We start from the raw sequence: 13,587 nt of genomic DNA on the forward strand, positions 1-13,587 counted from the left end.
GAGTTCGCCGTCGTCCGCGCCGGCCTGAACTACAAGTTCGGCACGTACTAGGACCCGACCGGCGCCCCATACCGGGCGCCATCGGGCCAGATGTTCGAGACCGCGACACCCAGAGAGCCCGGCCGAAAGGCCGGGCTCTTTCGCGTTCAGAGCACATCCGCGAGGCTTTTATCGTCACCGGCCGACCCCGCGGCTCAAGGGACATGGGGAGGCGAAACGGTCGCCTTGGATGCCGGTGCGGCAAGCCTGGGAATCATGGCCCCGTTGCGAAACGACGCCAGACCGGCCTATCCATCGGGCATGACCGAAAAGCTGACGATCCTCGCCTTGTGCGAATTGAACCTCATCTCCGACGTCGAGGTGAACGCGGCGATCGAAGCCTTCATGGCCGATCCGATGGCGTTGCCGTTCGTCTTCAAGGAGGGCTATCGGCTCAATCTCGGCAAGGCCATCAGGCGACACCCCGGTGCCAATGAGTTCGTCAATCGAAGCGGTGCCGGCCCGCTGCTCAAACGCCCCTTCGTCCGTGCCGCAATCCTGCAGGCGCGACCCGACAGGGGCTGACCGTTCGTGAACCTCTCCGTCCTCGCCCTGATGTGCGCCATCGCCGCCGGCTTCGTCGGCTTGGTCGTCTACGCCATCGCGTATGATCATCCCTGGCTTCTAACGGCGCTGGCGCTCGGCACGACGGTGGCGTTCGCCCCCTGGCATCGCTTGCGGTAGCAGGGCCTCCAATCCCAATCGCATGTCCGTGTATCGGTCGAATGGCGCTGGAGCTTAGCAACGGCATGACAGCCTGTTTTGCCGGAACGGGAGCGCGTCAGAATTCGCGACCCGTGATAGATTTCTCTTGATGATACGGGCCGGCTTTTCCGGGCTCGAAAGCAGGAAAGGTTTCATGATGACCCCGAGGGGTATCTGGTGGACGAGGCGGATCTTCGGTCTGAAGTATTACATCCTGTTCGTGCTCGTCTTCGGTCTTCTCATCGTTGGGTTTCGGTGGCGGGGCTTTGCTATCTGACCGGACTGGATCGAACACAGAGGCAATCGAGGCTCTCGATCATGTGATCGGCGATTCAAATGCCATGGTGACTGTCCCCTACCGAAAATTTCGGCGATTCACGGATGGCCCGCCGTTGGCCGGTCCGCTTCGCGACAGGACCTCTCCCGCGTCCGAGGTTCAAATTCTGAATGGGCGAACTTTCTCCCGCGCTTGTCGCGGCCGTGGGTTCGGAACACAGGGTCATAGCGAGAGCGGACGCCAACAGCATCGCGAACAGTGCCGATAGCGGCTGGCACCGCGAACAAACCGAAGGTGCCCACCCAAGCACCGGTGGCGGGCGTCAGCGCATTCCCAGTCCTGCGCGCGCATCGTTCGGGTCGGTCCATTCATTGCTAAGGTCGATGAACGACACGTTTGAGACGCTTGAGGAGAGTCGACGGATGGGACATCAGCCGGATCGCACCATCCAATGCGGGTCGCACAGCATCGAGGCCGAGATCGTCGAAGCGGATGTGGGAGATCGCACCGTGAAGTGCCCGACCTGCGGGCAGACGGACACCCTGGAATTTGCCACGGCCGAGGCGTCGAAGGCGGAGCTAGGTGACAAGATCGACGGCGCCATCAAGAACAGCGGAGCCTCGTCCGATCGATCGCCGGCTGCATCCGTCGACGCGCCACGCTGGATATTCAGCGAATCGTAGCCGACAGGGACGGGAGCGGGCCTCGTCGTCGCGACGTCTCGGGCCGCCGCGACGCTCGTGCTCGCCGGTTCCGTTCGATGTCCGAATAGACCGCCGGAACTGAGCTACATCCCGCATCGACGTGCCTCGACCGTACAAGTCTGCTGCCGGCACCGCCATGCGCGGCCCGTACTAGGTCGCCTGCTTACGGAAGCATCAACACTCGCGCGCGATGGTGCGGGTGCAAGTGTGTCGGCGTCCCGTCCTCCGGCCCGGTCCGCCGCATGGATTCCAGATGGACAGCCCGGAATGATCGACAGGCGCATAGCGTCCGGTCCGCCACCCGATGCAGGAACCGACGATAGCGAGGACGCTCACGGCGTCGCCGCTTGGCCGTTCGCTACGCAGGCTTGGCCTGCCGATATGCGCCCCGACGCCCTTCCGGACGGCCGTCCCTGGCCGCAGGTTCTGGTGCTGATCGTCCCCGGCGGGGACGACGCCAATCTCTCTACCAGCGCGGCATCGGTGGCAGCCCAGGGATATCCGGAATCGCGATACGCAGCGCTGCCATCTGGGGCGGCTGGTCAGGCGATCCGACAGGAGATCGTCACGACCGTATTGGCCGATCCGACGCTCGATTACCTCATTGTCCTGCGCGCCGGCGACCTCCTGGCGCCGGGCGCACTCGCGGCTCTCTGCCTGGAGGCGGTGATGAGTGGCGCCGATCTCGTGGCCGGGCTGCGCGTGGTGTTCGACCGACACGTGATCGGCCTCGATGCCATCGGGCAGGCGCCCGGAAAGATAGCGGGTTCGGTCCCATCCGGGGGGACATTGGCCCCCTTCACCGGCGGCGAAATCCTGATTGCGCGCACGAGTCTGGTCGACGCCGGCGGCCTCGAAGACCCGGGCGAACACGCGGTCGCGGCGGCTTGGCCGCATCTCGCCGCTACGGGCGCCCGTCTTGCGCGGATCGGACGGCCCGTCCTTCTGCAGAGGGCGCCGGGAGCCGATCCAGGCCCGATCGCGGGCGGCCTCACGGTGGCGGCAGTGACGGACCGGGGCTATGGCGGTGGAGCCGGCATCGCACATCGCCGCCTCGCCGACGCGCTTGCGCTCGCCGGCCACGCGATCACCGATCTGCGTCTGGACGCAGAAGCCATACCGGCAGCGGCCGAATGGACCGATGACTTCCCGCGGACCCGAGACGCGGTTCGCGACGGCGCCTACGGCTTGGTACTGGCGGGGAACATCCACGGGGTCACCCGGCGAACGGAGGTCTTGGCACAGCTCGGCCGCTACGCACCTGTGGCGGCGGTGTTGCACGATTTCTTCCCCGTTACCGGGCGCTGCGCCTTTCCCGCGGAGTGCGCCGTCATCGCCACCGGCTGTGACGCCCGCTGCCCCTCCCCGACGCAGTACCCGCAGCTCGCGCCCAACCGGATCGCCGCCGCCTACACCGCCAAGCAAGCGCTCCTGGCCGGTCCCGGCGCGCCACTGCTGCTGGCCAATTCCGCCTGGACCGCAGACTTCGCGCGACGGCTCGCCCCGCCCGGCACGGCGATCGAGCGGATCGACCTCGCCTTCCCCACGGGCGTGTTTCGCCCAGGTGATAGGGCGGACTTGCGAAATCGCCTCGGATTGCCGGCGCGTGACGTGCTGGTGATGTTCGCTGCGGTGATCGCCGACGCCCCCGGCAAGGGTTTCGCGGATCTGGTAGCGACGCTGAAGCGGGTCGCGCGGCCGGGCATCACCTTCGTCGCCGTCGGTCGCCTCGACGACCCGGCGGCCACCGGGCTGTCGAACCTGATCTGCGCCGGACCGGTGGGTGACGAAGCGACCCTGGCGCAATGGTACGGCGCCTGCGACCTCTACATTACCGCCAGCCGCAACGAGACCCTCGGCCAGACCCCCGTCGAGGCCGGCCTGTGCGGGACGCCGACTGTCGCCTACCGCGCTTCCGGTCTGACCAACGCGGTGATCGACGGTGTGTCGGGCGTTCTCGTTCCCATCGGGCCGGACACTCTGGCCGACGCGCTCGCGGCCCTGATCGCCGATCCGGAGCGTCGGCGCGCCCTCGGAGCCTGGGGCCGGATCGCCCTCGAGAGCCGATTCAGCCACGCGGCGGCGGCGATGCGGATGCAGGACGTGCTCGCCGCACGCGGCCTCGTTCCGGCCCAAGACCGCATCCGGTTCCTCCCGGAGATGCTTGCGCGCTTCGCTTTCGCCAAGGAGCGCCATCCCGGTCGCACCGGCACCGTACCGGCACCGTCGCCGTCCCTGGTGCGGCTGGTGCGGCGCGCCAAGCAGGCTGCGCTCGGACGGGGCCAACCGCTCTGGCTGCGCCGCGTCCTTTACGTGGCGATCCGTATCACCGGGCGCGTGAAGGGGATGCGCCGATGAGCACGCCCCCTCGGACGCCGCGCCGGATCTACGTCGACCATACCCATCTGCGCGGCCACATCACCGGCATCGAGCGGGTCGCTCTCGATCTGTTCGCCCCCGAAGCGTTGCGACCTCATACGGTCCGCCCCCTGCGCAGCAGGAGCGTGCCACACATGATCGCGGCCCAGCATCTCGGGCTGCCCACCCGTGCGCTCGCCGATCCGTCGGCCTTGTTCGTGTTTCCGGGCTTCCCGCCGGGGCCGCTCTCCGTTGCGCTTGGACAGCGGTGCCTCATCTACGTCCACGACACCTTCCTGCTGACGCGGCCGGCGGACCTGAGCTGGAAGAGCCGGCTCTACATGGCTCCGAGCTTCGCCTTCGCCATGCGATTCGGGCAGCGATTCCTCGTCAATTCTCGCACCACCGGCGAGGCCGTCCGGGCCGTCTGCGCGTCGTCCGCGCTAGTTGCGCTCCTGCGCCCTGCGGTGCGCGATGTGTTCGGTCTTGCGGACCTCCCAGAGCCAGCGACCTACATGCCGGGGGAGCCGCTACGGCTGTTGTCCATCGGGACCATCGAGCCGCGCAAGGATTACCCGGCGGCCATCGCCCTCGTGGCAGCGCTCAATGCCGCGGGGGTTCCGGCCGAACTGCACGTGGTCGGCCGGGTCGGCTGGGGTCGGCACGACTTTCTGGCCGCGCCGCCATCCTTCCTGACCCTACACGGCTATGTCGACGATTCCGGCCTGCGCGCTCTGGTCGGCCGCTGCCATCTCCTGTTGTCGACCTCCAAAGCGGAAGGACTCGGCCTGCCTCTCCTCGAGGTGCAGCATGGCGGGCTGCCGGTGGTGGCCCCCATCGGACCGGTCTTCGCGGAGGTGCTGGGGCAATCCGCCCTGTTCATCACGCCCGAGGCGCCCGAGGCGGCGGCAGCGGACCTGATCGCCTTCGTCGGATGCGGGCGGCTCGGACCCGCGTCGCAGGCTTCCCGGGCCAACGTCGCGCGCTGGAATGGCCTCGCGGCACAGGATGCAGCACGCTTCCGCCGCTTCCTCAGCGATGGACCTGCCGCCTATGCGGATGACCCCGAAGCTGTAATCGCTCCTTAGGACCCATTGGACGACGTGGAGCCGGCTCGCCTGCCACGACGGCGGCCAGCGACGCTGCCCCGACTCTAGCGCCGGTTCTGCACAGATATTTTTCGATAGACACCGCAGGAAAGCGTCGGGTCGAAAGTACTCTCTTGCTACGGTACATAGTCGATCGAAAAAGTCGCCTCTATGCTTAAGTATCGATGAAGACTGATGCGTGAGATGGTCGACTTTGGATGGCACGCCGGCTGCAGATGGTCTGCTGTTCGTGACGTCGACGGGGCGAACCGTGCCGGATCGGCACAGGTGCCGTTGCAGAACGGGACGATGACGGGGCGACATCGCCTTGGCGGCAAGTAGGTCTGGGGACGAGACAGATGTTCGACTTCGGGAGCCCGGTCCATGGCGAACCGGTGATGATCGCGGGCCATGCGAAGCCTTCCATGGATGCGGGCATCGTCCTGCGCCGCCTGTGGCGCGGCAGCGCCTTCATCATCCTGGGCGGCTTGATCAGCGTGGGGCTCGCCATCGTCGTGCTCAACCTGCTGAAGCCGACCTACACCTCGAGCATCCAGATCCTCGTCGATCCCGCCGACCTGCCGGTCATCGCCAACGACCTCAGCAACCGCAGCCCACAGGCGGATAGCGGCGTGTCCATCGCCGAGAGCCAGGCGCGCGTTGTGCAATCGGACAGCGTGCTGCGCCGGGTCGTCGAGCGGCTCGACCTCATGCAGGACGACGAATTCGTCCGGCCGCCCTCGACCAATCCGATCATGATCACGCTGAGGAAGACCCTTGGCCTCGAAGCGCCGGGCGGAAACCGCGATCCCGTCAACATCGCCCTCGACGCGTTGCGCATGAAGCTAGGCGTGCGCCGGGCCGAGCGGACCTTCGTGATCGACGTCTACGTTCAGACCGAGGACGCGGAGAAATCGGCGCGCATCGCCAATGCCATCGGGGACGCGTATTTCGCAGAGGAAGCCCGTGCGCGCACCGATGCCGCTCGGCGCGCCTCCGACGCCCTCACCGGTCGCCTCGCCACCCTGCGCCAGGGCGTGGAAGAGGCCGAACGCAAGGTCGTGAATTACCGCGAGACCAACAAGCTCGTCACCACAAGCGGCCGACTCCTCAGCGACCAGCAGCTGAGCGACCTCAACCAGCAACTCGTGACCGCCAACATCCGGACCGCCGAGGCGAAGTCGCGTCTCGAACAGGCCCGGCGGATGCGCCTCGGCGAGGCCGGGACGGCGCTCCCCGAGATGCTGCAATCCCTCGAAATGCAGGGCCTGCGCCAGCAATACGCCACCCTGTCGCGCAACACCGCCGAACTGGCGGCGCGCCTCGGCGAGCGCCACCCGGCCATGGCCGAGCAATATGCCCAGCAGCGCGACCTCCAGCGCCTGATCCAGCGTGAAAAGGAGCGGATCATCGACACCTCGCAGAAGGATTTCGATCGGGCCGCCGCGAGCGAAGCCGCGGTGCGTCGCAGCCTCGATCGGGCCAAGGTCGAGACGGCCGGCAACGATCGCGCCAATGTCGGACTGCGGGAACTCGATCGCGAACTCGAGGCCCGGCGGTCGGTCTACGAGACGTTCCTGCGCCGCTCGCGCGAGACCAGCGAGCAGGAGCGGCTCAACAGCTCCAACGTCCGCGTCATTTCGTCTGCGACCCCGGCCCGGCTGCGCACATGGCCGCCCTCTCCCAAGGTCGTGCTGCCTCTCGCGCTTGCCCTCGGGCTTGCGTTGGGCGCAGGACTTGCCCTGTTGCTCGGGGCAGGCCGCGACCGGCGCAGGAGCTTGTCCGTGACCGGGACCGCCTCCGGTGCGCGCAGCTTCCGAGCCGTCGATGCTTGATCTCCGGAGGAACGCTCGGACGACGGACGATCATTCGGATGAGAGGCAGGATGCCATGACGCAACGTCCTCTACCCATGCCACCCGACCAAGAGGGAGAGCGCCAGCGTTCCATCCCGCGCACCAGCATCCGCCTGTTCGACGTCTCGTTCACGCGGGGAAGTGCCGCCGACATCCTGGCAGCGGCTCGAGCGCATCCCGCCACGGGTCCGCGCCTCGTGGTCACCGCCAACATGGACCACGTCATCACGCTGTCCGAAAATCCGGCGTTCCGGAAAGCCTATGACGGGGCCGCGGCACGCACCCTCGACGGGATGCCGTTGCTCTGGCTCGCATGGCTGCGCGGGGAACGCGGAGCACGGCGCGTCACCGGGCACGATCTTCTGGCCACCGCACTGTGCGAGCCATGGAGCGCGGCGCGCAGGGTCTATTTCATCTGCGCCACCGAGGAGATCGCCGAGGCCCTCACCGCACGGGTCGTCGCCGGCGGGTTTCCGGCCTCGGCCGTCGCCACCACCGTCCCGCCCATCGGCTTTGAGCAAGACGAGGTCTATGGCCGCGCCCTTGCCGCGCAGGTGCGGGCGCACGAGACGACGCTTCTCGTCCTTGGCGTGGGAGCGCCGCGATCGGAAATCTGGGTCGACCGGCTAGGTCCCGCCCTCGGGGCGCCCATCGTCCTGGCCGTCGGCGACGCGGTCAACGTCGCGGCTGGATTGGCACCGCGCGCCCCGGTGCTGATGCAGCGCATCGGATTCGAATGGCTCTTCCGCTTCGCGCACGCACCGCGGCGCCTGTTCCACCGCTACTTCGTCCGGTCGTGGAAGTTCCTTTGGCTCGTGGCGAAGCAATCGCCGCGCGGTACACGGCGCGTCACGCGCGACGTGCACCCGACCATCGAGCGCGTGCAGCAGAAATCCTGATCGGACCCCAGTTACCCCCGGTCGAACAGTTCCGGATGGCGCAGCCGAAGGGCGAAGACCAGGAGCAAGGTCTTCATGTCGGTGAGGTCGCCGCTCTCGCTCGATGCGGCAAGTTCGGCTAGAGGGATCTCGCGCACGGTGATGTCCTCGTGCTCGGCGGCGACACCGCCACCCGGGCCGGATCGATCAGCTTCGGCGTAGGGCGCGAGAAACAGATCCATCTGCTCGGTGGAAATCCCCGGCATGCTCCAGCCACAGGTGACGCGCTCCAGGATACCGAGCTTGACGCCGGTTTCCTCGTAGGCTTCGCGACGCGCGCCCTCCTCCGGATCGGCTTCGTCGAGCAAGCCGGCCGGCGCTTCGAGGAGCGACAAGGCTCCGGCCGCATAGAAGGCCGGCGGCCGGAACTGCTCGACCAGGAGTGCGACCCGGCGCACCGGATCGTAGGGCAGCACCGCGACGGCCCGTCCGTGATCCTCGATCTCGCGCGCGAGACGCGTTCCGTCCGGCATCGTCACCTCGGCGACGAGGAAGCGGCTCCAGCCATCGTGCAGGATTCGGGTGCCGCGAATGATCGGCGCCATACTGTTCTCCCCAGTGGACCGATCCAAGACGACCGGCCGAGACCGGATGCGCCCTAGCAGGGGGGTGGTGCATCAATGAGGCGGACGGATGCGCTCAGCGCAGTCTGGAGCGGCGGATCGTGAAACGCATGGCGGTGCCCGCTCGGTCCTGAGCGACCAGAGCATCACCCTCCTCTCGGACGAGATGTGGGATATCGATGGCCGCAAGCGGATCGGTGCACACCACCACGAGGAGCTCTCCCGGGTCGAGCCTCCGCAAGGCCTTTCGCGTCCGCAGGACCGGCAGCGGGCATTTCAGGCCGGTTAGGTCGAGTTCGACGGGTTTTTCGGCTGCATCCAAAAGTGATGTCCCTCTCGAAGCCGGCCCGTTCACAAAAAAATCCCGCGCATGGCACGTGGCCATAGGCGGGATTTCTTTCAAATTGCCGGGTGCTCCCAGTGAGCACCCGCGTGTTACGTCCGCTCAGTAGCCGTAGGCCGGGTAGCCGTAACCGTAGGCCGGCGCGTAGCCATATGCCGGAGCGGCGTAACCGTAGGACGGGGCGTACCCATAGGCGCCATATCCGGCGCCGGCATAGCCGCGATCATAGTAGCCGTAGCGCGGAGCTTGGCTGGCGGCGATGGCACCTCCGATGATGCCGAGGGCCGCACCAGCGGCAAGCGCACCACCGACACCCGGGCCGCGGCGGTAACCGCCGTAATAGCCGCGGCCGTAGCCGCCGCCATATCGACGGTAGCCGTAGCCACCCCCGTAGCCGCCGCGATACCGGACGTTCTCCACGGCAGCATGTCCGCCGCCGACCTGCACAGCGTTGAGGGCCGGCATCGGCGCGGCTTGCGCGGCCGTGAACGAACCGGCCGTCAGGCCGATGGCGGTGGTGCCGGCAAGGGCGAGAGTCAGGATGCGCGACATGCGAGCGTTCTCCATCAAGAAGGGCGTAGACCCTTAGGAACGGCAAAGTTGGCGAACCGTTCCGAGAACGCAACAGTCAAGCACGGAGGCCAAGTGCGCTCAAGCACGGCTGTGCGATCTTGCGTAATCCTCCACCCGCCTCAGAAGACGCACCGTGAGAAGGCGGGCTCCACCGAACGCTGCCAGGCTCCCTCGTAATCGGCGAGACGGTCCTCGGCATGCGATCGGCCAGCGGCGACGATGGCCTCCAAGGGCTGGAGATACTGGGTCTCGTCGCGCCCGTGCCCATCCCGGCGCCCACGCGCCGCAAGACCGGCCCGCGACACGGCGAGCGCCTCGGCTGCCACCGCGCCGAGAGGACGCCCGGCGATACGCGCGGCGAGCCCGAGACGAGGAACCGTGGCGCGCAGGGCCTCTCGGTCGCAGGCGTTCCAAGCCTTGGCGATGTCCCAGGCAGCGGCGAGCGACGCGTCGTCATAGAGCAGGCCGACCCAGAACGCGGCTTGTGCCGCGATCATTGCCGGGCCGCCGACATCGGCGCCGCGCATTTCGAGGAAGCGCTTGAGCCGTACTTCCGGAAAGGCGGTGGAGGCGTGGTTGACCCAATCCGACACCGTGGCGCGCTCGCCCGGCAACGCCGCGAGTCTGCCGTCCATGAGGTCGCGGAACGAGGCACCGGAGACGTCGTGATAGGTCTCGCCGCGCTTGACGAAATACATCGGCATATCAAGGAGCCAGTCGACGTAAGATTCGTAGCCAAAGCCCGGTTCGAACGCGCGCGGCAGCATGCCGGTACGGTCGGGATCGGTGTCGCGCCAGATCTCGGAACGGCGCGACAGGAAACCATTGGGGCGTCCGTCGGTGAAGGGCGAGTTGGCGAAGAGGGCGGTGGCGACTGGCTGCAGCGCCAGGGCGACGCGCATCTTGGCCACCATGTCGGCCTCGGACGAGAAGTCGAGGTTCACCTGGACGGTGGCGGTGCGCAGCATCATGTCAAGGCCCAGCGTCCCGACCTTCGGCATGTAACCGGCCATGATCTTGTAGCGGCTCTTCGGCATCACGGGTGTCTCTTCCCGCGTCCATTTCGGACTCATGCCGAGATCGAGGAAGCCGATACCGAGGGGATCGGCGGCCCGGGCCGTCGCCGCGAGATGGGTTTTCAACTCGGCGGCGGTCCCATGCACGTCGGCGAGCGGCGCGCCCGACAGCTCGAACTGTCCACCGGGCTCCAGCGAAATCGCCCCGCCCTCGGCGCCAGCGAGCCCGATGAGATGACCGGCATCCTCGATCGCTTCCCAGCCCGTCTCGCGGGCGAGACCCTCGAGCAGGGCGCGGATACCGGCCTCACCCACATAGGGGACCGGACGGTTGCCGTCCCGGTAGAACGGCACCTTCTCGTGTTCGGTGCCGATCGCGAAGCGCGAACGCGGTTTCTCGCCCTCCGCGAACCACGCGATGAGCTCGTCCCGCGTCGTGAGCGGCGTCGTGTCGGACGTATCGCGCGCCATGCGCTGGCCTCGTCGTGAAAGTCGTTCGGATGAGAGGCGCACCGGACCGCGATGGTGGAGCCCCTGTCGGGAAGTCGCCTCCTTAAGCCAGCAGGCAAGGGCGAACAACGGACGTGGCGCCTCGCCTCAGCGTGCGTCGCCGAGCACCGCCTGGACCAAAGTGAGCACCGCGACGGCGGCGGTGTCGGCCCGCAGGATGCGCGGACCGAGCGACAGGGCCACCGTGTTCGGCCTCGCCGCGATCATCGCCCGCTCCTCCGCAGAGAACCCGCCCTCCGGTCCCACGAGCACAGCGAGCGGCGGCGGAGTGGCCGGATCGGCCGCCCCGCGCAGGGCCGCGACAGGGTCGGACACGGCAGCATCCTCGTCGCAGAAGACGAGCAGGCGCAAAGGGTTGAGATCGGCGAGCGCCGCCGGCAGACGTGTGGCTTCGGGCGTCTCGGGGATGGTAAGGATGCCGCATTGCTCGGCCGCCTCGATGGCATTGGCGCGCAGGCGATCCGCGTTGATGCGATCGCCCTGGGTGTACCGCGTGAAGACCGGACGGAGGGTGCCGGCGCCCATCTCCACGGCCTTCTGCGCCATGTAGTCGAGCCGCGCACTCTTCAATGGCGCGAACAGGTAATGCAGGTCGGAGCGCAGCGGCTGCGGTCGTGTGCGCTCGCGCACAACGAGGTCGGCGCTCTTGCGGCCGCTCTGTACGATCTCGGCCCGCCACTCGCCGTCGCGTCCGTTGAACACCAGGACTGGGTCGGCTGGCCCACGCCGCAGCACGTTGAGCAGATAGTTCGCCTGCGCCCGATCGAGGGGCAGCGTCCCGCCGGCAGACAGGTCGGGTTCGACGAAGAGACGGGGAGCGATGAAATCGTAGGCGGCCATGCGCGGTGGTCGCGTGGCCTCGAAATCCTGTCAACCGTCGCCGCCCGGCCAGTGTTGCTAGCGTGCAACGGCCACCGACATTGGACAGATTACCCACTTGCGATCGGCCAGAACGGTTTGCGGCTCGAAAGACGCCACATTCCTATGGCGAAACCTGCCCGAGCAACGTTTCGCGCAGTTCGGTAGCGGCGAGGGTCGTCGGTCACGGGTCACCCTGCGACCGAATCGGCCGGCCAGCCGACGACGCTGGGTCGGCGCGGTCCCCGGAGCGGGGCCGGGGAAAGGGAGTCTCAAGGCATGTCGTTCAAGACCATCGCAGCGGCGGCCGTCGCCTTCGCCGGCGCCACCCTCGTGGCGGCTCCGGCCTTTGCCCAGAGCGCCGAGTGCGGCGAGATCCAGAAGACCCTGCAATCGCGCAAGGACCTCGTGGCCAAGGCGAACTCGGCCTCGAACTCCAAGAAGAAGATGACTCCGCAGGAAGCCTGCGCGCTGTTCGGTAAGCTCCAGAGCAACGGCGTCGAGGGCATCAAGTGGATCACCGCCAACAAGGAATGGTGCTCGATCCCCGATTCGTTCGCCGAAGGCTTCAAGGCCGATCACAACAAGGTCTCGGGCATCCGCACCAAGATCTGCGGGATCGCCGCCCAGGCCTCGAAGATGGAAGCCCAGGCCAAGTCCCAGGCGCAGAACGGCGGCGGTGGCGGTGGCCTGCTCGGCGGCCCCGGCCTCACCGGCAGCCTCAAGATGCCCCAGGGCGCGCTCTGATCTCTTGCGACTCGGTGGCTTGAGACTCACGACGATCATCCGCGTTCCGTGCCGGGCGTGAGCACGCCCGCACCCGAGGATCGCCGCGTCGCCGATGCGGTGGCCGGGCATTGGGTCGACACCCTCGCGCCCCGATGGGCGCGACCCTACCTGCGCCTCGCGCGGATCGATCGCCCGATCGGATGGTGGCTGCTGCTGCTGCCGTGCTGGTGGTCGGCGGCGCTCGCGGCCATCGCCACCGATGCGGCGTTCCCCAACCCGCTTCACCTGGTGCTGTTCCTGATCGGCGCGGTGGCGATGCGCGGTGCCGGCTCGACCTACAACGATATCGCCGACCGCGACCTCGACGCGCAGGTGGAGCGCACGCGCTCCCGTCCCCTGCCTTCGGGGCAGGTGCGCGCGCGGCACGCCGCGCTGTTCCTGCTGGCGCAGACCGGCGTCGGCCTCTGCGTGCTGCTGCAATTCAACGGAACCGCCATCCTGGTCGGTATCGCCTCGCTGGTGCCGGTGGCGATCTACCCGTTCATGAAGCGAATCATGCCGATGCCGCAGGCGGTGCTCGGCCTCGCCTTCGCCTGGGGCGCCTTGATGGGGTGGGTCGCGGTGTTCGGACGGCTCGATGCGCCGGCCTACCTGCTCTATGCGGGCACCATCGCCTGGGTGGTCGGCTACGACACGATCTACGCGGTGCAGGATATCGAGGACGACGAAATCGCCGGCATTCGCTCGTCGGCACGAACCTTCGGACGTGGCCTCAAGGCCGCCGTCGGGCTCTGCTACGCGGCATCGGCGATCCTGGTGGCGCTTGCCGCCTGGAAGGCAGGGGCTGGCGTGGTGGGGGCCTTCGGCGTGGCGCTCTTTGCCGGCCATCTCGGGCGGCAGGTTGTCCGGCTGGAGACGCGGGACGGGCGCGGGGCGCTGGGCCTGTTCCGGTCGAACCGGGATGCGGGTCTGATCCTGTTTGCGGGTCTGACGCTTGACGCAAGCGTGCAACATTTCCTGCGTTAATGACG

General features: G+C 67.6%; 15 protein-coding genes. 10 read left to right on the forward strand and 5 right to left on the reverse strand.

All coding sequences use genetic code 11. The features are described 5' to 3' along the window. The first annotated feature begins 90 nt into the window (after positions 1 to 90). The 8 genes from G3T14_RS25085 (at position 91) to G3T14_RS14890 (ending at position 7,925) form a co-directional block, all read left to right on the forward strand. A complete protein-coding gene (locus G3T14_RS25085) occupies positions 91 to 564 on the forward strand; it encodes a hypothetical protein (protein WP_246733356.1) in 474 nt (157 codons plus the stop codon). A 6-nt stretch (positions 565 to 570) separates the two neighbouring features. Continuing rightward, the gene (locus G3T14_RS14865; RefSeq protein ID WP_163643322.1) at positions 571 to 723 is read left to right on the forward strand and encodes a hypothetical protein; all 153 of its coding nucleotides are present in this window, start codon (positions 571 to 573) and stop codon (positions 721 to 723) included. Positions 724 to 898: 175 nt separating this feature from the next. Next, positions 899 to 1,021, forward strand: a complete 123-nt coding sequence (locus tag G3T14_RS25420; RefSeq protein WP_281409816.1) for a hypothetical protein — start codon at positions 899 to 901, stop codon at positions 1,019 to 1,021. A gap of 170 nt (positions 1,022 to 1,191) precedes the next feature. Next, on the forward strand, positions 1,192 to 1,704 hold the full coding sequence (locus G3T14_RS14870) for a hypothetical protein (RefSeq protein ID WP_163643323.1): 513 nt from the start codon (positions 1,192 to 1,194) through the stop codon (positions 1,702 to 1,704). Positions 1,705 to 1,992: 288 nt separating this feature from the next. Continuing rightward, the gene (locus G3T14_RS14875; protein ID WP_163643324.1) at positions 1,993 to 4,083 is read left to right on the forward strand and encodes a glycosyltransferase; all 2,091 of its coding nucleotides are present in this window, start codon (positions 1,993 to 1,995) and stop codon (positions 4,081 to 4,083) included. Further along, the gene (locus tag G3T14_RS14880) at positions 4,080 to 5,171 is read left to right on the forward strand and encodes a glycosyltransferase (RefSeq protein ID WP_163643325.1); all 1,092 of its coding nucleotides are present in this window, start codon (positions 4,080 to 4,082) and stop codon (positions 5,169 to 5,171) included. Before G3T14_RS14875 ends, G3T14_RS14880 begins: the two co-directional genes overlap by 4 nt. Before the next feature lie 359 nt (positions 5,172 to 5,530). Continuing rightward, positions 5,531 to 7,006, forward strand: coding sequence for a GumC family protein (locus G3T14_RS14885; protein WP_163643326.1), 1,476 nt, complete (start codon positions 5,531 to 5,533; stop codon positions 7,004 to 7,006). A 55-nt stretch (positions 7,007 to 7,061) separates the two neighbouring features. After that, positions 7,062 to 7,925, forward strand: coding sequence for a WecB/TagA/CpsF family glycosyltransferase (locus tag G3T14_RS14890; RefSeq protein ID WP_163643327.1), 864 nt, complete (start codon positions 7,062 to 7,064; stop codon positions 7,923 to 7,925). A gap of 11 nt (positions 7,926 to 7,936) precedes the next feature. On the opposite strand, the gene G3T14_RS14895 is transcribed toward G3T14_RS14890, so the two are convergent. The 5 genes from G3T14_RS14895 to G3T14_RS14915 form a co-directional block, all read right to left on the reverse strand. Next, positions 7,937 to 8,509 (reverse strand): NUDIX hydrolase, encoded by a 573-nt coding sequence (locus tag G3T14_RS14895; RefSeq protein WP_163643328.1) that lies wholly within the window; start codon positions 8,507 to 8,509, stop codon positions 7,937 to 7,939. A gap of 94 nt (positions 8,510 to 8,603) precedes the next feature. Then, positions 8,604 to 8,912: a sulfurtransferase TusA family protein gene (locus tag G3T14_RS14900; RefSeq protein ID WP_163643381.1), complete on the reverse strand. Its 309-nt coding sequence runs from the start codon at positions 8,910 to 8,912 to the stop codon at positions 8,604 to 8,606. Between the two features lie 60 nt (positions 8,913 to 8,972). After that, on the reverse strand, positions 8,973 to 9,422 hold the full coding sequence (locus G3T14_RS14905; RefSeq protein ID WP_163643329.1) for a hypothetical protein: 450 nt from the start codon (positions 9,420 to 9,422) through the stop codon (positions 8,973 to 8,975). A 140-nt stretch (positions 9,423 to 9,562) separates the two neighbouring features. Then, positions 9,563 to 10,930 carry a glutamate--cysteine ligase gene (locus G3T14_RS14910; protein WP_163643330.1) on the reverse strand — a complete coding sequence of 456 codons (1,368 nt, stop codon included), beginning with the start codon at positions 10,928 to 10,930 and terminating at the stop codon, positions 9,563 to 9,565. Between the two features lie 126 nt (positions 10,931 to 11,056). After that, the gene (locus G3T14_RS14915) at positions 11,057 to 11,809 is read right to left on the reverse strand and encodes a 16S rRNA (uracil(1498)-N(3))-methyltransferase (protein ID WP_163643331.1); all 753 of its coding nucleotides are present in this window, start codon (positions 11,807 to 11,809) and stop codon (positions 11,057 to 11,059) included. 297 nt (positions 11,810 to 12,106) lie between these two features. On the opposite strand from G3T14_RS14915, the gene G3T14_RS14920 reads away from it, so the two are divergent. Both G3T14_RS14920 and ubiA read left to right on the forward strand, forming a co-directional pair. Then, positions 12,107 to 12,574, forward strand: a complete 468-nt coding sequence (locus G3T14_RS14920; RefSeq protein WP_163643332.1) for a hypothetical protein — start codon at positions 12,107 to 12,109, stop codon at positions 12,572 to 12,574. Between the two features lie 57 nt (positions 12,575 to 12,631). Then, positions 12,632 to 13,582 carry a 4-hydroxybenzoate octaprenyltransferase gene (gene ubiA, locus G3T14_RS14925; RefSeq protein WP_163643333.1) on the forward strand — a complete coding sequence of 317 codons (951 nt, stop codon included), beginning with the start codon at positions 12,632 to 12,634 and terminating at the stop codon, positions 13,580 to 13,582. Positions 13,583 to 13,587: the final 5 nt, after the last annotated feature.

Origin of the sequence: Methylobacterium sp. BTF04, from assembly GCF_010692745.1 — a bacterium.
Lineage (GTDB): Bacteria > Pseudomonadota > Alphaproteobacteria > Rhizobiales > Beijerinckiaceae > Methylobacterium.